The organism is Dyadobacter fermentans DSM 18053 (assembly GCF_000023125.1).
In the GTDB taxonomy this organism is placed as follows: domain Bacteria; phylum Bacteroidota; class Bacteroidia; order Cytophagales; family Spirosomataceae; genus Dyadobacter; species Dyadobacter fermentans.
In genome coordinates, this window is the sequence record NC_013037.1 from 2930264 (window position 1) to 2954819 (window position 24556).

Sequence of the window (24556 nt, forward strand, 5' to 3'; positions counted from 1 at the left end):
CGCATTCCCATTCCGATTCCCGATGCCATCATTCCTGAACCTCATAGCCAAACGCATTCTCGCCAACCATACCTCGCTCGATCGCGTGCAGATCGTGGTGCCGACGCGGCGGGCGGCATTTTTTCTGATGCGGGAAATGGCCGGCGAAACAACCGAGCCGCTCATGAGCCCGGGCATTATGGCCATCGACGATTTTGTGGAAAGCATCTGCCGACTCGAAATCGAGGACCCGGTGCATTTGCTGTTCGATCTGTACGAAACATTCCGGGAAATAGACCCCGACGTGCAGTTCGACCGGTTTATGGGCTGGGCTTCGGTGCTGCTGAGCGACCTCGATAAGATCGATCAGTACCTGGTGAAAACCGATTTCCTGTTCGAATACCTTTCGGAAGCGCATGCGCTTTCGCGCTGGCAGGAAAGCTTGCCCGAAGGCCGGTCGCTCAACAGCGAGGGCGGTTCGAGGCAGTATTTCTCGCTGTTTGAGAACATCCATCAGGTGTACCGGTCGTTCAGGCAGCGGCTGCTGGCCAAGGGGAAAGCCTACCGGGGCATGGCCTACCGCGAGCTGGCGACGGACATTGCCAACCTCTCCGCCGATCTCCCCGAGATGGAACGGATTTATTTTGCCGGTTTCAATGCATTCACAACTTCCGAACGGGTGATCGTGACGGCCCTGGTGAAGGCCAAAAAGGCCGAGGTACTATGGGATTCGGACCGGTATTATATGTCGGAAAATACGGTGGTGGAAGCCGGGAAAAGCCTGCGCGAATACCAGCGGAGCAAGGAGTTCGGTGAATGGAACTGGACCGGCGACGAACTGCTGTCTACCGAAAAGCACATTACCCTTTACGGCGTTCCCAATGCCACGCTTCAAACCAAGGTAGCCGGAGAGCTTTACCAGCGCATGAAACGCTTCGAAGCGGAAGACGCGCCCGTGCCTACGGCCATTGTACTGGCCGACGAAAACCTGCTCCTTCCAATGCTCTATTCGCTGGACGAAGAAGTGCGGGATCTGAACGTGACCATGGGGCTATCCATGCGAAATTCGCTGCTTTACACGCTGGTGGACGGCATTTTTGAGTTGCAGCAGAATGTAGTCGAGCTCCGCAGCAGGAGCGGCAAACTGATCCGCATTCCGAAATTCGGGCATAAGTCGGTGGACAAAATCCTTAACCACCCGTTTATCCGGCATTACGAACACGTAGCGCTCACGCCGCTGGAAGACGGCCAAACGATCATTCAGCGAACCCTGCGCGAGATTACCGAAGGCAACCAGGTGTTCCTGAGCTCGGAGGAACTGGTAACATTGGGCGATAACCACCCGCTTTTTCAGATCCTTTTCACGCATTGGCAGAAAAACAATGCACAGCAGGTGATCCGCTCGTTTTACCAGCTGATCGAGCTGTTGCGGGAGGTTTACAAGGATTACAAGAATGCCCTGGAAACGGAATACCTCTATTTGTTTTACACCTTACTCAAACAATTCGAACAGACTATCGAGGAGCGCGCCGAGCTGATCACGCTGCGGACGCTGAAATCGTTTATGTTCGAACTGATCCGCCAGACGCGCATTCCATTCAGCGGGGAGCCGGTGAGCAACCTGCAAATTATGGGAATGCTCGAAACAAGGGCACTGGACTTCGAGCGGATCATTATTCTATCTGTCAACGAAGGTGTGATACCGCAGGCGAAGCGACAAAACTCGCTGATCCCGTTCGACGCCGCGCAGGCTGTGGGCCTGCCTACGCACCAGCACCAGGAGGCGGTCATGTCGTACCATTTTTACCGGCTGCTCCAACGCGCTTCTGAGGTGCATATATTGTACACCAGCACCAACGACGCGCCCGGCGGCGGCGAGAAGAGCCGTTTTGTGCGGCAAATCGAATATGAGCTCGCGCAATACAACCCGCTGATCCGCATCGAGAACAAAACCGTGGTTTTCGAAGCCCAGGCCCGGCAGGAGCTCGAAGAAGTGGTGCACAAAGACGACGCCCTCATTGCTGCCATCCGCGCTTATCTCGACGGAAAAGGCATTTACCCAACGCATTTGAATGAGTTTATCCGCTGCTCCATGCAGTTTTACCTCAAACACATTGCCGGCGTGAAGGAAAAAGAGGAAGTAGAGGAAGAGCTCGGAATGGACAAAATCGGGACCTGGCTGCACGCTTCGCTGGAACGCCTGGACCTGGAATTTTTCCTGCTGGACAAAGATCCATCCGAAGAAGAGATCGTGCAGGTGCTGCGCGAGGAATTCGACCGGCTGTTCAAAGGCTATGTTACCAACCTGGGTCTCAACCGCATTTACTACCAGATCGGCGAACAGCAAATCCTGACCTTCCTGCGCCACCACATGGCGCAAAAGCCCCGCCGGCAAATCCTGGCCGCCGAGCAGCCGCTGCACACGCGCATTCAGCTCGTGCTGCAAGGCGCGTTCACACCCGTGCGCCTGGGCGGGAAAATCGACCGTATCGAGCTGGGGGAAGACGGCATATTGTATGTGATGGATTACAAAACCGGCAGCGTGGAGCTGACGGGCAAGCAAAAACTGGCCGATCCTGTGGCCCGGGAGGAAGTAATCCGCGCCGACCCGGACCGCAAAATGGGTTACGTCCGCCAGCTCTGGATTTACGAATACCTGATGTACCGCAGGATGAAGGAGGAAAATGGATTGAAACTACGCGGCAACACGTACAATTTCGGCGAATATGCAGTCAAATCGGGCTTCTATTCCTTCCGCGACCCTAAAAACCTGATCGCCAACCCGCTTGAACTTACCGACCAGCTGGCCCCAGGAGAGTTTATCGAAAAATCGGAAGTGATCCTGACTGACATCCTGAATGTAATGCTCGATCCCGATGTGCCCTTCCGCAAAACGGACGACCTTACTACCTGCAAATTTTGCGATTTCACCGGCATTTGCGGGCGGTAACCTGCCGCAATGCCTCTCAAAAGCAAAAGGCGGACGAGTGATCCCGTCCGCCTTTCGCGCCGTTGAGAATTCAATTATTTCTTCTTGAATTCGAGATAAATTTCCTCGTCGGGCAGGCTTGTGCTGGCTTCGGAGGATTTCAGGGTAATGTTGATCTGCGGGATGCCGTTGGTATTCACGATCCGGCTGCCGATGCCGCTCACGCGGACGTTCAGCGCTTCGCCTGTGCTCTGGGTCACATTCACTTTTTCGTTGATCTCGAAATTATCCTGAGCCGTGGTTTTCACCGCAACGAGCGGATATTCCTGGTTCAGCGTGACTTTCGTGCCGGAAATGGTGATTTCCGTGTTCTTGGTATATTTGATGTTCAGCTGGTTCTTGGTTTCCGTGGTAATATCCCATTTATAACGACTCGTCACACCTCCTTCCACAGTGATGGTTTCGTAAACCCCTACAAAGCTCGGTGCATAATCCGCCTCCGGTTCAGGATCTTTCTTGTCATCCTTGCAAGCGCCCATTAAAACGACCAGACAGCAAAAAATCAGCTTTTTCATACTTCAATTTTAAGAGTAAACAATTTTCAAATATAAACACGCATCTCAAATTTCCTACTATAACGGCGTTGCCCCGGAATGCGCATATCGGGACAGGAAAAACTTACGCTCAACGCTTTGTCAAAACGGCAGCCTACCCATGTCCACATTACCACCGGAGATGATGATCCCGACGTTTTTCCCCTCGAAAACAGCCCGGTTTTTAAGAACAGCTGCCGTAGAAACCGCTCCCGACGGCTCCACGACCATTTTCATGCGTTCCCACAAATACCGCATCGCCTGAATGATCTCCTCGTCGGAAACCGTGAAAATATCGGTCACTTCCGATTTGATGATCGGGAAAGTTTTATCGCCCAGGTGCGTAAGCAGCCCGTCGGCAATGGTGTTCACGTAGGACGCTTTTTCGATTTTACCGCTCCGGAATGATAATACCGCGTCCGCCGCGCCTTCGGGCTCTCCTGCGTACACCTTCGTGCCGGGCGAGAAATACCGGGCGGCCAGTGCCGTTCCGCTCAGCAAGCCGCCCCCTCCTACCGGCGCCACAATCGCGTCCAGTTTCGCACCGGCGTCCGCGATGAGCTCCTTCGCGGCGGTGGCCTGGCCGGCTACCACTTCGTAATTGTTGAATGGATGTAAAAAAGTCGCGCCTGTGCGTGCAACGATCTCGTCAACCGTGCGCTGCCGGTCCTCGGGGGTGTTTTTACAAAAAGTAATGTCGGCCCCATAGCCTTCCACGGCAGCTATTTTCACCTTCGGCGAGTTGTCAGGCATGACGATGTAGCATTTCGTCCCGGTTTTCCGGGCGGAAAAAGCGATGGCCTGCGCGTGGTTGCCGGACGAATGCGTGATGACCCCGTTGGCCAGCTGCGCCGCCGACAGCGAGAGCACCGCATTCAGTCCGCCGCGCGCCTTGAATGCCCCGATCTTCTGGAAGTTTTCGCATTTGAAATACAGCCGGGCGCCGGAGAGGCCGTTCAGGAATTGGGAAGTAAAAACGGGGGTTTGATGAATGTAGGGCTTTACGCGCTCGTGGGCCGCTTCGATGGTTTCCCGGGTAGGTACAGTTTCTGGCATATCGGTGAATGTTATGAAAATTGTTCCTGCTGTTAAAAGAAAAAGGGCCCGTCCTGTTACCGGAGGGCCCTCATTTCGAAAATTGGTCAGTTTACCTTATTTACCGGCGTTCGGTGTATAAAGGTTGAAGAACTGATCGAGTTTCGGCGTAATGATGATCTCCGTGCGACGGTTCAGGCTGCGGTTAGGCGCTGAATCGTTAGCCACTTTGGGGAGATATTCGCCACGGCCGCCGGCGATCATACGTACCGGCTCAACTCCGTATTTCTTTTGAAGCGTACGGGCAACGGCAGTTGCACGCAGTACGGAAAGATCCCAGTTATCCGCCACTTTGTCTGTCGCGATGGGTACATTATCCGTGTGACCCTCGATCAGGATTTCGATCTCTTTGTAGTCGTTCAGGATCTTCGCCACTTTGCTCAACACATTGTCAGCAGCAGAGTTGATCACAGAGCTTCCTGAGCGGAAAAGCATTTTGTCGGAGAGGGAAACGTAAACTACGCCTTTTTTCACTTCGATCTGAACATCCTCGTCGCTTACATCAGCCAATGAACGTTTCAGGTTCAGTACCAGCGCCATGTTCAAAGAATCCTTGTGCTGGATGCTCTTGTTCAGGTCGCGGATCTGAGCGCCCTGCTGGTCCATCATAGCCAGTGATTTCTTGATGCTTTCTGAACCTTCTTTCGAGATCACGGAAAGATCCGACATGCGGTCCAAAAGGTTGTTGTTGTTCTTTTTAAGGAATTCAACCTGGTCTTCCAGCTCTTTCATTTTCGCGTTTTTGCTGGTCAACTCGTCATTTTTTGCCTTCAAATCATTATTCAAACCAGCAGTTCTGCTGTCACAATCATTCAGGTCGGCTCTTGCTTTGTCCAGTTGGATTTGGATCTCATTGGCTTGCTTCTGTGCGGAGAGCAATTTTTTCTTGCTGGCACATGAGCCCAGTACAAAGAGCATAGCAACGGCTAAAAGCGTTTGTTTCATAATCGTCTTAGGGTTGTTAAAAATAGATAAACACTGTTAAGTAAAACATTTGGTACTCCACTGATCGCTATCAATAATCGAGCCACAGACATTGAAAGTCGCCGCCCGGGGTGCATTCAAAACGCGAAAGTACAAAAAAAAGGGGACAATGCCGTAGCGGATCGTCCCCTTTTTCTCAATGAATGAAGTAATTAACTAGTAAGGCATCGACCAGAACGGATTTCGCCGCGCCTTGATACTGTCGCGGATATGCGTTGACACCAAATCCTCGTATTGTTTATTATTGAGCTTGCGTCCTTTTACCTTTTTGGGAAGATTAATATCCTCTGCCGCAACCGGTTTCATTTTAATGTCAATGGCGCTAATCACAATGTCGCCGTCATTGATGTCCAGTTCGAGAATCATCCCCGGCAGGCCCGCGTACATTTCCGGCCCGGCCGATACCGGCAGGTCGTTCGCAAACCAGGCCGTGATCTTCTGGTCCTTGATGGTATCCTGCGTTACCGCCATCATACACATCCGCCCGGCCACTTCCTTGATCTTGTTCATTACCTTCCAGCTCGGAGTTTTCAATGAATCTTCTATCACATAGGTTTTACCGAGCATGCCGATGATATCCGTGCGGGTTTCCTTTTCGAAATTCCGGTAAATCTTGTAATCCGCCTCGGACCACGACCAGCCGTGCTCGTTCTCGATCACCTTCGGGTAACCATAGAAGCTCTGTTTTTCATTGAAATACAGGGTCATTTTCTGCTTATATTCGTCGTTTTTGCCCCAGGTTTGTTTCATCCTGTCCTTTTCCTCGTTGCTCAGGAATGACAAACGGGAGTTGATCCTCGTCCAGTAATACACCCTTTCATAAGTAATCTCGCCTTCCAGCTGCTGTGCGAATAATGGCGCGGAAGACATCACCATCATCCATATCAATGTTACGACTGTTCTCATAATCTGGTTTAATAAGTATTTAAAAGAATCCCGGACCGCGTTTCACCGATGCCGTCATACCGCGCATGTTGTAGGTAAAGCTCAGCATGAAGTACCGCGACAATGTGGCCACACGGCGTTCGGAATAGAAGTTCTGGTTTGCATTCTGCGTGATACCCAGGTTTTTCTTGAACACGTCGTTGGCGGTCAGGCGGACCTCCCCTCTTTTGTTTTTCAACACTATTTTGTACACCGAGAGGTTCAGGATCGGCACCTGCTGGTTGAAACCGAATTGGTCGTTTTTATAGCTCCGGTAGTTCAGCCGGCCGCTGAAATAGATTTCCTTCGGCATTTTAATGTTCATTTCAGCATTGTAGGTCGCATTGACGATCTTCTGGTTCTGGCTTGTGTTAATCGAGTATTTGGTGTCGCTGATATTCCAGTTTGCATTGGTATAAAGCGTAAACACATCGCTCGGGGTCAGGTCCAGCCGTGCGCCGAAGTTATATCCGTCCGTCTTCGTCTCGTTTTTGACATTATTGATATAAGTCAGGTTGTTGCTAAAATTAATCCCCGTGTTCACTCCAAACGTCGCTTTTGTTTTCTTCAACGGAAACCCGAACCCAATGTAGCTGCCGTAATTGTTCCCGCCGCTGATGTTCATCGGCTTGGTGGTGGTCACGAGGTCTTCGCTGATGGTGCGGTTGTACACGATCTGGTCCTCGTTGTAATTATAATAGGCATTCACATAAAGGTTGGTAAAGCTCGCCGGATTGAACATGTTGAAACCCGCGTAGGCATTATGGGTAGTTTGCGGGATCAGGTCGGGGTTACCTTCCACGATGTAGAGCGGGTTGCTGTTGTCCACGATCGGCTGCAAGTCGGTAATGGATGGCTCGCGCACGTTCAGGCCGTATTCCGCATACACGTATTTGTTGTTTTTCAGACTGTAATTCAAAGACACATTCGGTACCAACTTTTTGAATGTACGGTCTACGCGCGTCATATCCTGCTGCGATTCGTCGAGCGCGAACTTACCGCGGAGGTCAAACTGCACACCTGCAAGTCCCATAGCGAGATTCAGGCCCTTGTGCGAGTAGCGAACACTCGTTCCGAGGCGGTTGTAGGAGAAGTCGTTGGTGTAGTACCGGGTCAGGAAGGGGTTCACTTTGTCCACATTGCCTTCCACGTCGAACACGTCGCGGTCCACCTTGTCCTTCCGCGTGCTGTAATTGTAAAAGGTTTCCCAGAAAAACTTCTTCGCAAATGGCTCCACGAACGACAGGCTTCCCTTGAAGTTGCCGCGGGTGCTTTCGGTTTGCTGCAACTGGTTGATCACGCTGTTTTTCGTAGAATCCTGCAAGAAGAGGTTCACCGAATTCTGATGCCGGTCTTCATCCGAATTGTTAATGTTATAACCTACGCTGGCGGCGAAGTTCCGACCTTTTTTCTTGAATTTGTGACGGTAGAGCAGCAGGTTCGCCATTGCAAACGAGTTGTAATCGCTCAGGTTGTTCACGGTCGACTGGTTGGTGAGCATGCTCTCATTGCGGTACGAGCGCTGCTCGGCGGTATACTCATTATCGCCGCCATTGATCCGCGAGTTGCTGATCAGGATAATGGTGTTGAGCGAATCGATATTGTGCTCGAAACGGAATGCCGGGCGATGGTTGCCGGTAAATGCAATCGTTTTGTTTTTACCGTCGGTGAGGTAGGAATCGTTGGTGAGGAAGTTCTCGGAGCTGGTTTGCACGTCCGTAATGGCACGTGTGGAATTATAGAAATAGCTGGTGCTCAGCTTTGTCTTCTTCGTATCGAAGTTGTAATTGGCGCCGCCAGCCCAGTTTTTGGTAAACCCTTCCGAGCCCTGACCGCCCCAGTTGGGCTGGATCGTGATATCGTCGCCGCCGTAGTACCGGCCGCTGCTGAATCCGAAATCCCCGTCGTCGCCCCAGTTGAACGACTGGCTGCCTTTGAAATCCTGGTAATCGTTACGCGCAATGCCCGACTGGTTGGTATTATTCCCGAAACCAAGCAATGCAAACTGCTGCTTCTCATCGAAGCGGTTGTAGCTCACCTTCCCTTCCATCCGCGAATCCGTCCCGACGCCCGCAACTGCCTTTCCGAAACCGCCTTTTTTATGGCTGTCCTTCAATTCCAGGTTCAGCGTTTTTTCGCGCTTGCCGTCGTCCACGCCGGTAGCTTTGGCCTGCTCGGTTTTCCCGTTAAAGACCTGCACCTTGTTGATCGCCTCGGCGGGCAGGTTTTTGGTGGCCATTTTGGGATCGTCGCCGAAGAAGCGCTTACCGTCCACCGTTACACGTTTAATCTCTTCACCCTGCGCACGAATGTTCCCGTCGCCATCCACCTGCACACCCGGAAGCTTGCGCAGCAGGTCTTCCACACTCGATCCCGGCGGTACTTTAAATGCCTTGGCATCAAACTCCACCGTATCGCCCCGGATGCTCAGCGGCGCCCGGGCCGTTTTGATCACGACTTCGTACAGTTCTTTTTGCAAAACCTTCATTTTGGCTTTACCAAGATCCACAACTTCCTGATTTTTAGGATCGACAATCTCCTGATAAGGCACATAACCCACGTACGACACTTTGAAAATATAGGTGGTACGTCTCAGGTTTTTCATTTCAAAAGTCCCGTCTTTGGCCGTTCTGCCGAAGTTGACGAGTGAAGAATCTTTGGGGAGCAGTAACATGATGGTCGCTTCGGGGAGCGCTGTGCCGGAAGTGTCGGTAACGGTTCCTTTCAGCGTGAATCGCCCCCCGGTTTGCGCGTGCGCAACCGCCATCGAGAGACAGAAACATAACAGAAGTAGGATTTTTTTCAAGGCTAGCTGGTGGTTATGTGAATAGAGGTTTGTAACTGTTCAATTACATTTTGCAATAATAGATAAAGCACAACAAGTTTACAACTAAAAAATTAGTTTAAAGTTGTTTTTAGACGCAGAAAAGAAACATTTAACTTTTATTAAGATTTCAACCATTAAAGTACGCGTTTTGGTATATATAAGTTACTTTAATTCGATAAATTTTTCGTTAAATTATTTCCGTACGAATTTCATTGACCATATTTGCCCTCTAGTTGTTACTCTCTTAGTGTTTAAATGAAAAGTATCGGAGTATTATCAGACACACACGGCTATCTTGACGAGCGTATTTTCGATCATTTTGCCAATTGTGACGAGATATGGCACGCGGGTGATATCGGTTCGGTGGAGATCATCGGGCAGTTGCAGGCTTTCAAACCTACCCGCATTGTTTACGGCAATATTGATACGCCCCAGGTGCGTGCGCTCACGCACGAGAACCTGCATTTCGAAGTAGAGGGTTTCAGGGTCTGGATCACGCACATAGGCGGCGCACCGCCGCGCTACAACCCGCAGGTCATGCCCGTTTTAAAGTCGAACACACCCGACATTTTCGTATGCGGGCATTCCCACATCCTCCGCGTAATCCGCGACAAGGCATTAAATAACATGCTGTACATAAACCCCGGCGCCGCCGGCCGCGAAGGCTTCCACAAATTCCGGACACTACTCCGTTTCAACCTCCACGAAGGACTCATCAGCCAGATGGAGGCGATTGAGCTGGGGAAGCGAGGGGTGGTGTACAATGATTGAATGATTGAATGACTGAATGACTGAATAAATCTAATATTCAATCATTCAATCATTCAGTCATTCAATCATTCAGTCATTCAATCATTCAAAATTAATCTCTCAAAACGTCACCTTCACCCTCCTCGTCTCGCTGCCGCGCTGGAATTCTGCTTCTACGGTTTGGCCTTTTTCGTGCTTGCCGAGGATTTCCATGTAGTCGTAAATGGTGCCGATGGGCTCACCGCCGAGTTTGGTGATGATGTCGCCGGCTATGATGCCTGCCTTCTCTGCCGGCCGGGCTTTCGAAACGCCGTCGATTTTCAGGCCTTTTCCGGTGTAACTGTAATCGGGCATTACACCCAGCGTAACTTTGAAATTGCTGGTAGTACTGCCGGAATGCGGATTGCCCGCGGTGAGGAATTCAGGCTCGGTGGTTTCCTTGTCCAATCCTTCGAGGAGTTCGGATATCAGAGTAAGTATTCTTACTTCGCCTTCATAGTTGATCTTATCGGGATCGTCCGAAATTTTATGGTAATCGCCGTGGCCGCCGGTGAAGAATTGTACCACGGGAATATTTTTCAGGTAAAACGAAGTGTGGTCCGAAGCACCTACGCCGGAGGAATCGACCGTATAGTTCAGTTTTTGCTTTTTAGCGAGGTCGGGAATCAGTTTGCCCCAAACCTTACTCGTGCCCCAGCCCGACACGATAATGCCTTTCTGCTCATCCAGCCTGCCGATCATATCCATATTGATCATCGCCGAAAAGCTGTTCAGCGGCAAGGTTGGTTTTTCCACATAATGCTTTGAACCGATAAGCCCCAATTCTTCGCCGGAAAAGGTGATAAACAGGAAGTTATGCTTCTCTTTCACCTGATTACCCGCAAAGTAACGGGCCAGCTCGATTACCCCGGTCGTGCCCGAGGCATTGTCGTCGGCTCCATTATGGATTTTGTTCTTGCTGTCGGGAGAAAGCGAACTTCCCTGAAACCCCTTGCCCAGGTGATCGTAATGGGCGCCGATCACGATCGTTTTAGGAGCACCGTTATCAAGAAACCCGACCACATTCCTGCCCGTGAGGTCATGGGCTTCGCCATCCACCGCGAACGACACTTCGAACGGCTGGAAATACCCTTTCGTGCCCGCCGGTTTCAAACCGATTTCCTTGAATGCTGCCGCTATGTAGTTGGCTGCCCGCACTTCGCCGAGGGTGGCCGTTCCGCGACCTTCGAGATCGTCGGATGCGAGGTATTCGATGTGCTTGCGGATCGGTGCGGTTTGAAAACGCTGCGCAAGCGCGTCCGAGGCGCCCGCGAGCGCCAGTATGGCAGAAAACAGGTATTTCATTGGTTGATGTGTTGATATGAGAATGCGTATGCTGCGTCGGGACACCGGGCTGGTCAGAGCACGTCGTGAATGTCCGTCAAAAACTTCCGCACCCGCAGCAGGCGCTGAACGAGCAGCTGAGCCTCTTCCTTCCGGCGCAGCTGCTCGCGTGTACCCTTGATGGTGCGCCCCTGCTTGTCGCGCTGGTGCATGATCTTGCGAATGATCTCGATGTCGCGCTCGGTGTAGCGCCTCCGGTTGCGGGAATCGCGCTTGGGATTGAGCTGCGGGAATTTTTTCTCCCAAAAGCGGAGCGCCGAAGGCTCGCAACCTACCATTTCGGCAACCTCGTTGGTGTCGTAGTATAATTTGGTATTCGGTTCCATATCTTTGAAGCGGTTACTACAAAGATAATCGCCCCTGCTATTAAAGTCTGTTTTCGGACAAATTTTTGATTTTTGCCAGGGCCGCCGTCGCAAATTCTTCCGAAGAGGCGTAATAATCCTTCCCATCGGGCAATGCCGAAAAATCTCCGATCTCTGTTTCCAGCATGGTCCCATTCTCCTGTTCAGCCAGCCGGTAGCGGTAGCTGATGTCATAATGCGAAGGCGGCTGCTCCCATTTGGACACGTAAAGCGACAGTTCGAGGAGTTTATTGGGCTCATAGCCGGTAACGGTCAGGCGTGTCATGCCCGTCCAGTCGATCACCCTGCCGAGTTCGAGGTAATAGTCTTCGAAATCATTCGGCAGGTCGTCCCATTGCCGGATGTATTTCGGGGCGATCAACACCTCCCACACCTTCGCCGGAGGTGCGTCTATCGAGATTTTTTTGCTAACGGTAAGCTGCTGTGCCATAAAGCGAAATTTGAAGTTGTAAGGCTTATCCGGCAAAAAACTGTGCCGCATCCGGTGTACAACTATTTACTTGTTGTAAATGCGAAACACTTTTTGTTATCTTTCGTTTACAATTCAATTCACTACCGCTCAACGTTATACTGTTATGAATAAAACCAACACACTGTCTGTCAGGACAATGCACCCATATTCGTTATCAGAAACCCGCAATTTTCCGATCTGTGACACGGGCCATCGATTTTCTGTGTCAATGATTTAAGTAACGGATAATTAACTTATCAATTCTGATCGGTATGGGACAGGAGCATAGCCTGGGCCGCGCAACCCGTGAATCCAAGTTAAACAGTATTCAGGTTCTGAGGGGCATCGCCGCATTGTACGTCACGGTTTACCATTTGAAGGATGTCATGAAAAAAGGCGATCCCTTCGAAAAGGAAATCGACTTTCTTGTCGGCTCCGGTCCTGCCGGCGTGAGTCTTTTTTTCGTGATCAGCGGCTTCATCATGGTGTACATCACCCGCAACACGGAGCTTACCGGCAAAAACATCTTAAAGTTTATTGCCAAACGACTCATCCGGATCTGGCCCGCCTACGCCATTGTAACCCTGGCCTACTGTTTCCTGCAAAGCCGCCTCTCGCTCAGTCCGGAATGGCCTTCGGAGCTTGTCAAAAGCCTTCTCTTCATTCCGCTGGACACCACACCGCCGCCGTTCTACGGTTATGCATTGCTGAATGTGGGTTGGAGCCTTAATTATGAAATCTATTTCTACCTGCTGATCGCCGTGTCGATGCTTTTCGGGCGGCTTCGCTGGTATGTTTTCTTTCTGGCAATAGCCGTCACGCTCGTGGGCATTCCTACCTATTATGGCGTTTTCACATTAAAGGCCGACAAGATGCCCGGCCTCGGCGTACCCTATCTCAACATGCTCACCAATCCGATTATCTGGAACTTCGTGTGCGGCGTGTTCCTCGGCCTCGCTTACTACCACCGTGCACTTCATGAGCGGATTAGCGGTTTCTTATCAATCAGTCTCGTGGCGCCGGCTTTCGTTTGCCTGGCCATCTGGCAGTTCATTTCCGGCTTTTCGGGCGGTTTTGGGCCATTTGAATGGGGAATTGGCTCCGCGGCGATTTTCATCGTTTTTGTTTTCCATTACCAATACCGCATCGGGCAGTTCCCGGCGTGGCTGGTAAGGCTTGGCGATATGTCGTTTTCGGTGTACCTGCTGCACGTTCCGGTGGCGGTAGGGACTGCTTTTTTGTTCCGCAAAATGGGCTTCCCGATTTACAGCACCGGCAGCGCCATGTTTTTCCTCACGCTCACCCTCACGCTCATTGCCTCGCGCATTTCGTACGAATTGATCGAAGTGCGGCTTACCGCTTACCTAAGCCGGCTACTTCCGGCCGGCAAACGATTGGTGCTGAAAGAACCCGTCAGCCGGTGATCATTGGAGCGCTACGTCTTCCACGTTTTTATAGCCGTCGTTGGTGAGCTGCCGCAGGTTTTGCGACCATAGCCGTTTCATAAATTCGGCATAGCGATCCACCACGTAATCTTCGGGATAGCTCAGATGATGCCCTTCAAGGTTTTCATAGTTGAGTTCGAACGGGATTTTGAATTGTTTCAACCGGTCGGACGCCATTTTTGCACCTTCCATGGGCAGGTATGTAGGGCAGGAAAGGAATGTACCTTTATAATAGGGCAGCACGTTATCCCCTATTCGCTGGAAAAACAAGGTGGGCATGGCCTTGCTCTCGGTGATGTATTCGCTGCGGAATATGCCGTAGCCCAGTTGCGTGAGCAGCGCGCGCACGCGGAAAGGGCTGTTCTCAGCCTGGGGATCCAGCGGGCCCAATGCCTGGGTAATGCCTGGCGAAAGCGCCTCGAAATCGGCCTCTCTCATATATACGAGCGCTGTGGCCGTAATGGCCCCGGCACTGCTGCCGGCCAACATCAGCTGCCGTGTATCGATCCCGAACTCGTCTGCCCGGTCGACGAAATAATGAATGGCAGTATACAAATCCTGCACCGACCGGTAAACCGCCCGCACTGCTCCATTGCCGTTGCCGCCGCATGGGTTTTGTTCACTAGCACCGTCGAACCCGAGCCGGTAGCCAATGGAAGCCGCCGCAAAGCCGCGCTGCGCAAGCCCGCGGGCCTTGCCCATTTCGTTGTTCAGATCACCAAAAAGAAATGCGCCTTCATGTACCATCAGCACAAACGGGCGATGTTTCATGGTATCGTTGGCGGGAGCTATGAATTCGTATTTAAGCTCGGTATTCTGGCCGCGGTAGTCGGCCGCGGTGCCATAAATGCCACCGCTTTGGGTCAGCGCTTCGATCGCGAAGAGTTTTTCGGCAGTAAAACGGGAAGTGCGCGCGAGCAGCGAATCGGGATTCTTGGCTGGAATGGTGTCAATAATCACCGTGTCGGGGTTATTGGGGACAGTCGTGTCAGCGCCGCCGCCATCGACAGGGCCCGGTTCAGCTGCGGGATAGCGGCAACTGAGAGATAGGCCGACCAGAATTACCAAACTATATGCCCAGTAGAGTTGCTTCAACATTTGTAAGGATCGATAATGCGTAGTTCATTCATGCTTACACGGGAAAGCCGGACGTTTGCGGTCCGGCTTTCTTGTGTTATACCCGGGGCTATTGCATGCGAAATTAATCTGTTTTCAATTCAGATTTCAACTGCTGTGCCCGGAACGGCTCATTTATTTACATTTTTCGTAACCGGCATATCCTGTACTGGCCAGCTGGCCGGATATGCCCCCGTTTTGTCGCGTGGTTCTGCATCGTTTCTCCCCACATCTTCGCCGATTGTCCGCCTCGTCATGCCGCACGAGATCACAAACAGAAAGACGACGATCCCCGTTATAATGCCGATGATTATACTTTTCTTCATTTCCCTCCCGGTTTAGTTTATTGATATTCAAACCGGTGCCCTGCAAAAAAGATACCAAAGCCGGTTCGGGGAGCGGGCCGGGAAACGCTTCTGGTACGGTTTTTACTGATTATCAGCAGTCACCCACTATATGAAGTTATGGACATTATCATTTTTCTGAAAGCAATCGGTAACCTGCTCTTCGCAGCGATCCTCCTGATGGCGGTCGCGTTTTCCACGGCATTTTCGATGCTTACCTATATGTTCCGCGGCTCGCGGCCTTCGCTGGCAGGCATCAGAAACATCGTCCGCAGAAAGTCGCGCTAATCTTTAAGAAAGCAGATTTTGGCGCAGCAGGAATTCCAGCTGGCCGTTCACATCGATGAGTTTCTCGATCAGCTCCTTGTTTTCTTCCCGCAGGTGGAAAATTTCGTACGCATTTTTGATGATAATGCGAAGCTGCTGCTCATCCCAGGGTTTATTGAGGTAATAATAAATGTGCCCTTTGTTCACCGCGTCGATCACGGCGGTAATGTCCGTGTAGCCCGTGAGCAGGATACGGACGGGGTCTGCATAGTCCTTCAAAACTTCGATCAGGAAATCCACACCGGTCATTTCGGGCATCCGCTGATCGGTGATGATGACGTGCACGACATTGTGCTTCAAAAGTTCGAGGCCTTCGCGGCCCGAAGTCGCAATTAAAATATTGAAATCCCTTCTGAAAGCGGCCTTGAATGAGTTGAGGTTGTTGATTTCATCATCCACATACAGTACGCTTATTTTTCCTTTTTCCATCCTGAAATACTTGGTGCTTGACGGGGCACGAACTCGTTACGCCCCGAACTAATTGATAATATTATAATATTAATTCTATATTCGCATTAACGGGCACAGCAGTTTCGACAAATTTTTTATGCAACGCACCGGCACAAGGTTCTGCTAATAAGGGAATTTTTGGCACATACGTCCAAATATTTTACCCTCCAATGAACCAGAGGTTAGTTTTACAAAAATAAATTCAGCAATTTGTGTAATTATTGAAGCAAGTAAAAATGCGTGAATATACGGCATTCGGGGTATGCAATTGCTGGTTCGGTGATTTTTATACGAAGATCGGCACAATTTTGTGATTTGTTAAATCAGGCCACGGCCCATTGAAGGACAGGCTTCAGAATTATTCTAAAATGTACCATAACACAAAGATCAACTATATCTACAAACCGGTTTTCATCTCCAAAGAGCGCTACGCAGATAAAGAAAAATTCCTTTCCTTCATAGAAGACTATCGCGGCAAAACCATCCTGGATTTATTTGCTTCCCAGAAACAAGAACTTATCCGAATCCGGCACCCCCGAAAACGGCTCGCGACCGCCGAAATCGAGGCGCTATACCGCGATTGGGCCGAGGGGAGGGATGTCGAAACAGAAGGTGTATGGGTGTATTACCCGTGGTCGGAGCGGCTTCTGCACCTGGTGGACGAGGCCGAATTCACCGAACTGAGGACGAGCCGCAATCAGTATAAAATCACTCCCGAAGAGCAGCAGCACCTTGCCGGACGCTCAATCGGCATTATCGGACTTTCCGTGGGACATTCGGTGGCGCTCAGCATTGCCACCGAGCGCGCTTGCGGCAGACTGAAACTCGCCGATTTCGACACGATCGAGCTCAGTAACCTTAATCGTATACGTACAGGCTTGCATAACATCGGCGTCAACAAATGCATTGTTACCGCCCGCGAGATCGCCGAGATCGACCCGTTTCTCGACATTATTTGTTTTCCCGAAGGCATTACGAACGAAAACCTCGACGGCTTCCTGCTCGACGGCGGCAAGCTCGACATCCTGATCGACGAATGCGACGATATCGCGCTGAAAATCAAGTCGCGGCTCCGCGCTGCGGAACTGCGCATCCCGGTAGTAATGGAAACCAGCGACCGCGGCATGCTGGATGTGGAGCGGTTCGACAGCGAGCCCGAAAGGCCTGTTTTCCACGGCTACCTTCAGGGACTGCCGCTGGATAAATTCGAACATATTTCAGAAGAAGACCGCCTGCCGCTCGTGCTCCGGATCGTGAATGCGATCAATGGGTCCAAAAGAGGCAAGGTTTCCCTCGTGGAAATCGGGCAGAGCATCGGCACCTGGCCCCAGCTGGCCAGCGCCGTCACGCTCGGCGGAGGCGTGGTTACCGACGTGTGCCGCCGCATCCTGCTCAACCAGTTCCACGAGTCGGGACGGTATTATATCGATTTGGAAGAACTCATCGGCGACAAATCGCGGAGCCCGGTGACGGCGACGCGCGACAATCCGCACGCGCCTTTCGACGTTTCCGAAGCGGTTCGTATAGCTGATTCGTTACCACAAAAACAGGCCGAAAGTATAGCGGAAAATGTGCTGGCCGACATTGTAAAAGCAGCCTGCCAGGCACCGTCCACCGGGAACGACCAGCCCTGGAAATGGCTCTACCGGCACGGAAGATTATTTCTTTTTCACGACCGTTTCCGCTCGTTTTCCTTCGGCGATTTCGACCAGATCGCTTCCAACATTTCATTTGGGGCCTCCTATGAAAACATTCTGCTGAAAAGCCGCGAGGCCGGCCTGGACGTGGCGGCGGAGACATTCCCGCTCGGCGAAGAATCGACGCTCATTGCCGTGATCGACTTCCACCGCGCCGGGACGGCGGCCAAAGCCGACCCCGTGTATGCTCCCGAGGCGGTGCAGGTGATTTACGAGCGCACCACGAACCGCAACCCATCCACAGCCGTTCCGATTTCGGAAGCTATTTTCCAGCAACTGAAAGAAGCGGCAGAAAGTGTGGACGGTGCGGCATTTCATTATTTTGCCGATAGAAAATCCATTAATGCCATTGGAGAAATAATAGGCGAATGCGACCGGGTCCGCCTGCTGAACCCCGACGGCCATTACGACTTCGTTCACCGCGAAATGAAATGGACGCCGACCGATGCCGAACAGTCACGGGATGGCATCGACGTCCGCACGCTCGGGCTTAGTAATGCACAGATTGCGGCACTTTCTATCATCCGCGACCGCGAAATATCCCAGACATTAAAGGGTATTCAGGGCGGCGGGGCATTGGTGGATGCCGCGCTTAAATCCGTGGAGACGGCCTCGGCGCTGGGTATGATCACCATGCCGCGTTACAGTTACGAAGATTTTTTCCGGGGCGGGATGGCCATGCAACGGCTCTGGCTCCGGGCGGAGCAATTGCAATTTGCGATCCATCCATTAATTTCCCCGTTTTATTTGTTCCCTCGCATTACAAAAGGGCACAATGCCGGTCTCGACGAGTCCGAAGCATCAAGATTACGCACGTTAAGAAAGAGATTCATGGAATTGGTTCCGTTTGGTGAGGATGGCGCGGAAGTGTTTTTATTTAAAATAGCACAGGCTGAAAAGCCCGGGATCAAAAGTTACCGATTGCCGTTGAACGAAACACTTTTTATTGTAAACCCATAACAGTACATGGTAGCACATATTCAAGCATACCGTGCACCGGATGATGTGGAGACGAGCCTGAGATACGTTGAAGGGCACCGCAAGGTATTGGAAGCATACGGCGTGAAACAGGTCACATCGGCCAGCCACACGTGGTTGGAAGACCCTAATACGTATGTGATCATCGTGCAGTCGGAAGACGGGAAAGATATTTACGGCGGCACCCGCGTGCAGGTCCGCTCCCCGAACCTGAAAATGCCGATGGAAGATGCCATCGCGAAAATTGACAAAAGCATTTATGGCTATGTCGACAAGATTGGTGATTACAAAGTGGCCGAGTTTTGCGGGCTTTTCAATTCCAAGGAGGTGGCCGGATACGGGATCGGTAGCGTATACCTGGGGCGGACGGCCATGGCGATTGCATCGAAAGTCGGGATAGAGCACCTGATGGGCCTTTGCTCGCCGATCACACTGGTAATCAGCCAGCGCATTGGATTTGAAGTACTCACGGACCTGGGGAACAACGGGACATTCTATTACCCGAAAGAAGGGTTGATCGCAACATCGCTCATTGCCCGCGACCTGCACAACCTGCCGTTTGCCACAGACGAGGAACGTGAAAAAATATTCAGCCTGAGAGCAAACCCTACGCAAACCGTCGTTGAAACCGGCCGCCGCGGGGACTTAACGATAATTTACGATATCAATAAATGGATGTAAAGTTCTACCGCGGGATTATTGGAACATTCCTCTTGCTCATAAGTGCTCTGCAATGCGCTTGTGCCGGTGAGGTCGTGTTCAAAGGGGACGATGTGACGATCGGCAAGCAGGTTGAAATCCTGGAAGACACGACCTCCGCCATGACGATCGACGACGTGACCGCCCGGGGGATATTTACGCCCAGCACCGAAGAAACGCCCAATTTCGGGGTGAGCGCATCCACATTCTGGATACGCCTCAATATTCGCAACACGAGCGCGGAGGACAATATTTTCCTCGAACTCGCCTATCCGCGTATCGAATCCGTTACGCTGTATTCGTCCGGCGAGGGCAATCCCAAAAAAGAGACCATTTCATGGAACGATGCTTTCGACAAACGGCGCGTCAAGCACCAGAACATCGTTTTTAAACTCAATATTCCCCGGCAAAGCGCGCAAACCTTCTATTTGCAAGTTCACGGAAGCGAGCAGATCGTCGTTCCGCTTATCGTGCGCAGCGAGATGAACTTTTTTCAGTTTGCGCTGACCAACGAGATCATTTCCGGAATCCATATCGGCGTGCTTTTCGTGATGATGCTGTACAATTTCTTCGTGTACTTCTCCATCCGTGAAAAAAGCTATCTGTATTATGTGCTTTACATTCTCTTTATCGGGCTCACGCAGACGACGATTACCGGTTACACATTCAAGTTCCTCTGGCCCGATACGCCCGCATTCAACGAATATTCCATCATCCTTTTCCCCGCGCTGGCCGGCACTTTCGCATTGATGTTCTTCCAGAACTTCCTGCATATCCGTGAGCGATCGACGGCCACTTACCGCATTATCACGGTCATTATCGTTACTTACGGCGTGGCTGTGTTATTTAACCTGATCGGACTGAATATGGTCAGCTACCGGATCATCGACGTGCTGGCGCCGTCTGCGGCGCTGTTTGCGCTCATTGTGGCTGTAATGCTGTCGATGGAAGGTTACCGCCCGGCAAAGTTCTTCCTTGTAGCGTGGTCGATGTTCCTGATCGGCATTGTACTGTACTCGCTGCGCAACCTGAACATTTTGCCTTATAATACCTTTACAAACTATACCATGCAGGCCGGCACGGCGATCGAGGTGATCCTCCTATCGTTTGCCCTGGCCGACAAGATCAACATTTTCAAAAAAGAGAAAGAAATTTCCCAGGCACAGGCGCTGCGCATTTCGATGGAAAACGAGAAGATTATCCTCGAACAGAATGCCTTCCTCGAAAAGAGCGTAAACGAACGCACGGCCGAGTTGCAATTTGCCAATACCGAGCTCAACCTCACACTCACGAAGCTGAAAGACGCCCAGACGCAGCTGATCGACTCGGAGAAAATGGCATCGCTGGGTCAGCTTACGGCGGGCATCGCGCACGAGATCAACAACCCGATCAACTTCGTAAGCTCCAACATCCGGCCGCTGCGGCGTGATATCGACGACGTGCTCGAAATCCTCGATTCGTACGACGGCATCCGGGAGGTCAACTCGGTGGAAACCCTGCAAAGCAAGGTAAGGGAAATCGAACAGCTGAAATCCGATCTGGACCTGGATTATCTCAAAACCGAGCTCAATACGCTACTCAAAGGCATGGAAGACGGGGCCCACCGCACGGTAGAGATCGTGAAAGGCCTGAAAATATTCTCGCGTGTGGACGAAACCGACCTCAACCTGGTCAATATCAATGAGGGAATCGAATCCACACTCATTATCCTCAATTACCAGATGGGCAACTCCATCACCCTCGTGAAGGAACTGGGCAACATTCCGAGCATCGAATGCTATGCCGGAAAGCTCAACCAGGTGTTCATGAATATCCTGACCAACTCGATTTATGCTTTGCAGAAGGATAAACAAGAGGGTAAAACGCCGACTATCTGGGTAAAATCCTGGCTGAAAGACCCTGAAACCGTGGCTATTTCGATGCGGGACAACGGGCCGGGCATGACGCCGGAGGTGCGCGCGAAGATTTTCGAGCCGTTCTTCACCACCAAACAAGTGGGCGACGGTACCGGCCTGGGGCTTTCAATTGTGTTTAAAATTATCGAAGTTCACAGCGGTAACATCCACGTGAACACCGAAGTAGGAGAAGGAACAGAATTTTTGATCACGCTGCCTGTAAAAAGAAAAGCACGCCCAATCCCTGATTTTCAATGAGCGAAAAAGCAATTACCATTCTGTATATTGACGACGAGGAGCACAATTTGCATTCGTTCAAGGCTTCGTTCCGAAAGCAATACGATATCACGATCACTTCCTCGGTAGTAGAAGCAGAGCAAATGCTGGAAGACAAGGATTTCTGCATCATCCTGGCCGACCAGCGGATGCCGGTGATGACGGGCGTTCAATTCTTTGAAAAAATACGGACCAAGTTTCCCAAGCCGATACGTATCCTGATTACCGGCCACACGGACATCGGCGCGGCGATCGACGCGATCAACAAGGGTGAGGTGTTCAGGTTCATCGACAAGCCGTGGGATTACAATTATGTCGAGAATGCGATTTCCAATGCATACGACATCTACAAAACCCGCGAAGACCTGAAACAGCGGAACATCGAGTTGCAGAAGGCCAACGAGGAGCTCGATAAGTTCGTGTACAGCGCGTCGCACGACCTGCGCGCGCCGCTCATGTCGGTACTCGGCATTGTGAACCTCGCATTGCTCGAAGAAGATGTAAAATCGCAGAACGAATACCTGGAACTGATCCGGCAGTCGGTGAAGAAACTGGATACGTTCATCATCAACATTATCGACTATTACAAAAATGCCCGCGGCGTGCCGGTGGTGACGGACATCAGTTTCGAGGAGCTGGTAACCGAGGTGCAGGCTACCATTCAATATCTGCCCGAATACGGCAACCTGAAAATGACCACGGATATCCAGCAGGACGGCGTGTTCAATTCGGACGTGATGAAGCTGCGTATCATTTTCAATAACCTGATCAACAACGCCATCAAATTTCAGGACAAATCCAAGGCCAGCCCGTTTGTCCACCTGACCGTGAAATCGACTGCTTCGGAGGCCAAAATCATCGTAGAAGACAACGGAACGGGCATTAAGGAGTCGGATCAGGACAAAATTTTTAAAATGTTTTACCGCGCCGGGGCCACCAACAGCGGCTCAGGAATAGGACTTTACATTGTCCACGAGGCGATCTCGAAATTAGGAGGAGAAATCAGCGTAACATCAAAAATCGGCGAGGGTAGTATTTTTGAAATCAACATTCCTTCTATTAACAAATAACCCGACATGGAACCACTGCTTAACTTCTTTTTGATAGATGACAGCGCATTCGATCTGTTCATCTACGAAAAGTTATTGATCAAAAGCGGGATTACAAACTCGGTTAAAACCTTCAATTCGGCGCGCGACGCCCTCAAATACCTCGTCACCCAGGCCGATACCCTGCCCGACACCGTTATTCTGCTCGACCTGCAAATGCCCGACATGAACGGCTTCGAATTCATCGACGAATTCGATCAGCTGTCCGACGGCCTGCGGCAGAAAGTCAGGATCTTCATGCTCTCGTCGACCATCGACACCCGCGACATTGAAAAGGCAAAAGCCAGCCAGCATATCATTGATCTGCTGCCCAAACCACTCGAGATACCATTCCTGAAAAAGAAGCTGGCTATCTGATCTTGTAGTATAATTTTTGCTAGATAACTAAATTAACTGGATCAGGTCATAATCGTATCGACTACCGACCGGAGTCCAATATTGCGTAAAACGGCCTTTGGATGCATATTTAATGTATAAGTGACCGATCGGTAATCTTACAAACTGATAGTCAAACAGATAAGCCGGTTTACAAAGCGAAGCAAACCTCCACAAATTGCCCTATTATGTAACAATCCGGACGAGCATTGCAGGCTGCGATGCACGGGCGGAGCTTTGTTTTTGCCCCACTACTATAAGGTTTCAAATCAATAATAGGATTTTTTAAATATTAAAAGATTTTATGAAGGGTCGGGTATGCCTTTATAATACACTGTCCGACAACCAGTGTACACCTTAACACAATGATTTAATGAAAACTGACAGCAAAACCCTGGCCGAGATTCTGAAGTTGCACGCACAGTACGTTAAAGAGGTTGAATTCAGCGGTATCAAGCCTTTATCGATGGAGATTTACAAAACCAACTCCCATAATTTTGTACGCTGGATACAAGACGAATTTCACCCCGGAAAGAAGCTGCGCAAAGCGGCATTGTCCTGATTACAAAAAGCACTCATTTATACTCAACGTTAAGATCATAAGCTGCCGGTGAATGGGAACACCGGCAGCTTTTTTTTATAGCGCGTTCTTTAGTAAGTTTGGAATAGCTAATGGGTTGTTTTCCCCTGGCATCTTAAATCCTATGATATTTACGATTTTCAATCTTCTCAAAGGCCGGTTTTCCAAAGAAGCCATCAACGAAGCCAAGTCCAACGAAAAAGCCATGTCCCGCCAGGAGGCATTGCAGCAAATGCGCAACATCGCCAGCCGCCGGTCGGGAAAGAAAAACTAGCAGCCCTGGCCGTAATAGGCATCTTTGCCGTGTTTCCGGAAGTAATGCTTGTCGATCAGGCTTTGCTTGATGGTCGTGACCGAGGGGTTGATCTGCAACGTGAGATAGGCCATTTTGGCAATTTCTTCCAGCACAATTGAATTGTATATCGCCTTTGCCGGATCTTTCCCCCAGGTAAATGGGCCGTGGCAGGCCACCAGCACCATTTCCACCTCTTCGTAGCTCAGGTTTTCCTTTTTGAACAGATCCAGTATCTGATTGCCCGTTTCCAGCTCGTAGTCGCGCTGGATCATCTCGTCGGACATCACTTCCGTCACGGGAATAGCGGCCGTCAGGTGGTCGGCGTGCGTCGTTCCCAGGTTCGGAATGGGCCGGATCGCCTGTGCCCACGCTACCGCGTATGTAGAATGCGTATGACAAACGCCCCCAATCGACGGGAAGCTTTTGTAGAGCAAAGTATGCGTCTTAGTGTCGGAAGACGGGCGCATATTCCCTTCTACTAACGCATTATCCAGGTCCACGATCACGATATCCTCCACTTTCAGCCGGTGGTAAGGCACGCCGCTCGGCTTGATCGCCACCACGCCTTCCGCCCGGTCTACACCGCTCACGTTGCCAAAAGTCACGATCGCCAGCTCTTCCCGCGGGATTTCCATATTGGCCTCGTACACCTGCTCTTTCAGGTATTTGTATTTAGACATTTCAGTCGAT

The 24556-nt window shown here is 51.0% G+C and carries 23 protein-coding genes; 11 read left to right on the forward strand and 12 right to left on the reverse strand.

The annotated features are described in order from the left end of the window. Positions 1-22 precede the first annotated feature (22 nt). Complete coding sequence (locus DFER_RS11715) at positions 23-2929, forward strand: PD-(D/E)XK nuclease family protein (protein ID WP_015811842.1); 2907 nt, start codon at positions 23-25, stop codon at positions 2927-2929. A gap of 74 nt (positions 2930-3003) precedes the next feature. Here DFER_RS11715 and DFER_RS11720 read toward each other — a convergent pair whose 3' ends face one another. From DFER_RS11720 to DFER_RS11740, 5 genes are all read right to left on the reverse strand, one after another. After that, positions 3004-3483 carry a hypothetical protein gene (locus DFER_RS11720; RefSeq protein ID WP_015811843.1) on the reverse strand — a complete coding sequence of 160 codons (480 nt, stop codon included), beginning with the start codon at positions 3481-3483 and terminating at the stop codon, positions 3004-3006. Between the two features lie 120 nt (positions 3484-3603). Next, positions 3604-4557, reverse strand: coding sequence for a threonine ammonia-lyase (locus DFER_RS11725; protein WP_015811844.1), 954 nt, complete (start codon positions 4555-4557; stop codon positions 3604-3606). 96 nt (positions 4558-4653) lie between these two features. After that, on the reverse strand, positions 4654-5541 hold the full coding sequence (locus tag DFER_RS11730) for an OmpA family protein (RefSeq protein ID WP_015811845.1): 888 nt from the start codon (positions 5539-5541) through the stop codon (positions 4654-4656). 195 nt (positions 5542-5736) lie between these two features. Continuing rightward, the gene (locus DFER_RS11735) at positions 5737-6486 is read right to left on the reverse strand and encodes a GLPGLI family protein (protein WP_041735017.1); all 750 of its coding nucleotides are present in this window, start codon (positions 6484-6486) and stop codon (positions 5737-5739) included. Positions 6487-6505: 19 nt separating this feature from the next. Continuing rightward, the gene (locus DFER_RS11740; RefSeq protein ID WP_015811847.1) at positions 6506-9271 is read right to left on the reverse strand and encodes an outer membrane beta-barrel family protein; all 2766 of its coding nucleotides are present in this window, start codon (positions 9269-9271) and stop codon (positions 6506-6508) included. A 315-nt stretch (positions 9272-9586) separates the two neighbouring features. Here DFER_RS11740 and DFER_RS11745 point away from each other — a divergent pair, with 315 nt between their 5' ends. After that, entirely contained in the window at positions 9587-10102 is a 516-nt protein-coding gene (locus DFER_RS11745; protein WP_015811848.1) for a metallophosphoesterase family protein, read from the forward strand. A gap of 99 nt (positions 10103-10201) precedes the next feature. On the opposite strand, the gene DFER_RS11750 is transcribed toward DFER_RS11745, so the two are convergent. The 3 genes from DFER_RS11750 to DFER_RS11760 are packed head-to-tail and all read right to left on the reverse strand — an operon-like array spanning position 10202 to position 12259. Continuing rightward, positions 10202-11425, reverse strand: coding sequence for a M20/M25/M40 family metallo-hydrolase (locus DFER_RS11750; protein WP_015811849.1), 1224 nt, complete (start codon positions 11423-11425; stop codon positions 10202-10204). A 53-nt stretch (positions 11426-11478) separates the two neighbouring features. After that, on the reverse strand, positions 11479-11790 hold the full coding sequence (locus DFER_RS11755; RefSeq protein WP_015811850.1) for a MerR family transcriptional regulator: 312 nt from the start codon (positions 11788-11790) through the stop codon (positions 11479-11481). 40 nt (positions 11791-11830) lie between these two features. After that, positions 11831-12259, reverse strand: coding sequence for an SRPBCC family protein (locus tag DFER_RS11760; protein WP_041736390.1), 429 nt, complete (start codon positions 12257-12259; stop codon positions 11831-11833). A 293-nt stretch (positions 12260-12552) separates the two neighbouring features. Between DFER_RS11760 and DFER_RS11765 the strand changes: the two genes are divergently transcribed. Then, a complete protein-coding gene (locus tag DFER_RS11765) occupies positions 12553-13704 on the forward strand; it encodes an acyltransferase family protein (protein WP_015811852.1) in 1152 nt (383 codons plus the stop codon). Here DFER_RS11765 and DFER_RS11770 read toward each other — a convergent pair whose 3' ends face one another. Both DFER_RS11770 and DFER_RS11775 read right to left on the reverse strand, forming a co-directional pair. Then, positions 13705-14823: an alpha/beta hydrolase gene (locus tag DFER_RS11770; RefSeq protein WP_015811853.1), complete on the reverse strand. Its 1119-nt coding sequence runs from the start codon at positions 14821-14823 to the stop codon at positions 13705-13707. 149 nt (positions 14824-14972) lie between these two features. Then, complete coding sequence (locus DFER_RS11775; protein ID WP_015811854.1) at positions 14973-15167, reverse strand: hypothetical protein; 195 nt, start codon at positions 15165-15167, stop codon at positions 14973-14975. Positions 15168-15305: 138 nt separating this feature from the next. Here DFER_RS11775 and DFER_RS30105 point away from each other — a divergent pair, with 138 nt between their 5' ends. Beyond that, entirely contained in the window at positions 15306-15473 is a 168-nt protein-coding gene (locus DFER_RS30105; RefSeq protein ID WP_015811855.1) for a hypothetical protein, read from the forward strand. Positions 15474-15476: 3 nt separating this feature from the next. Here DFER_RS30105 and DFER_RS11780 read toward each other — a convergent pair whose 3' ends face one another. Next, complete coding sequence (locus DFER_RS11780) at positions 15477-15941, reverse strand: response regulator (protein WP_015811856.1); 465 nt, start codon at positions 15939-15941, stop codon at positions 15477-15479. 389 nt (positions 15942-16330) lie between these two features. On the opposite strand from DFER_RS11780, the gene DFER_RS11785 reads away from it, so the two are divergent. The 7 genes from DFER_RS11785 to DFER_RS30110 all read left to right on the forward strand — a co-directional run bounded on the left by DFER_RS11785 (position 16331) and on the right by DFER_RS30110 (position 23845). Next, positions 16331-18619, forward strand: a complete 2289-nt coding sequence (locus DFER_RS11785) for an Rv1355c family protein (protein ID WP_015811857.1) — start codon at positions 16331-16333, stop codon at positions 18617-18619. Positions 18620-18625: 6 nt separating this feature from the next. After that, entirely contained in the window at positions 18626-19318 is a 693-nt protein-coding gene (locus DFER_RS11790; RefSeq protein ID WP_015811858.1) for a hypothetical protein, read from the forward strand. After that, positions 19309-21489, forward strand: a complete 2181-nt coding sequence (locus tag DFER_RS11795; RefSeq protein ID WP_015811859.1) for a sensor histidine kinase — start codon at positions 19309-19311, stop codon at positions 21487-21489. Before DFER_RS11790 ends, DFER_RS11795 begins: the two co-directional genes overlap by 10 nt. Beyond that, entirely contained in the window at positions 21486-22577 is a 1092-nt protein-coding gene (locus DFER_RS11800; RefSeq protein ID WP_015811860.1) for a sensor histidine kinase, read from the forward strand. Before DFER_RS11795 ends, DFER_RS11800 begins: the two co-directional genes overlap by 4 nt. 6 nt (positions 22578-22583) lie before the next feature. Next, positions 22584-22973 (forward strand): response regulator, encoded by a 390-nt coding sequence (locus tag DFER_RS11805; RefSeq protein ID WP_015811861.1) that lies wholly within the window; start codon positions 22584-22586, stop codon positions 22971-22973. A gap of 391 nt (positions 22974-23364) precedes the next feature. Beyond that, positions 23365-23553, forward strand: a complete 189-nt coding sequence (locus DFER_RS11810; protein WP_015811862.1) for a hypothetical protein — start codon at positions 23365-23367, stop codon at positions 23551-23553. Between the two features lie 142 nt (positions 23554-23695). Then, entirely contained in the window at positions 23696-23845 is a 150-nt protein-coding gene (locus tag DFER_RS30110; RefSeq protein WP_015811863.1) for a hypothetical protein, read from the forward strand. Here DFER_RS30110 and DFER_RS11820 read toward each other — a convergent pair. Further along, positions 23842-24546: an L-ribulose-5-phosphate 4-epimerase gene (locus DFER_RS11820; protein ID WP_015811864.1), complete on the reverse strand. Its 705-nt coding sequence runs from the start codon at positions 24544-24546 to the stop codon at positions 23842-23844. The two genes, DFER_RS30110 and DFER_RS11820, sit on opposite strands and share 4 nt — an antisense overlap. Between the last annotated feature and the right edge of the window lie 10 nt (positions 24547-24556).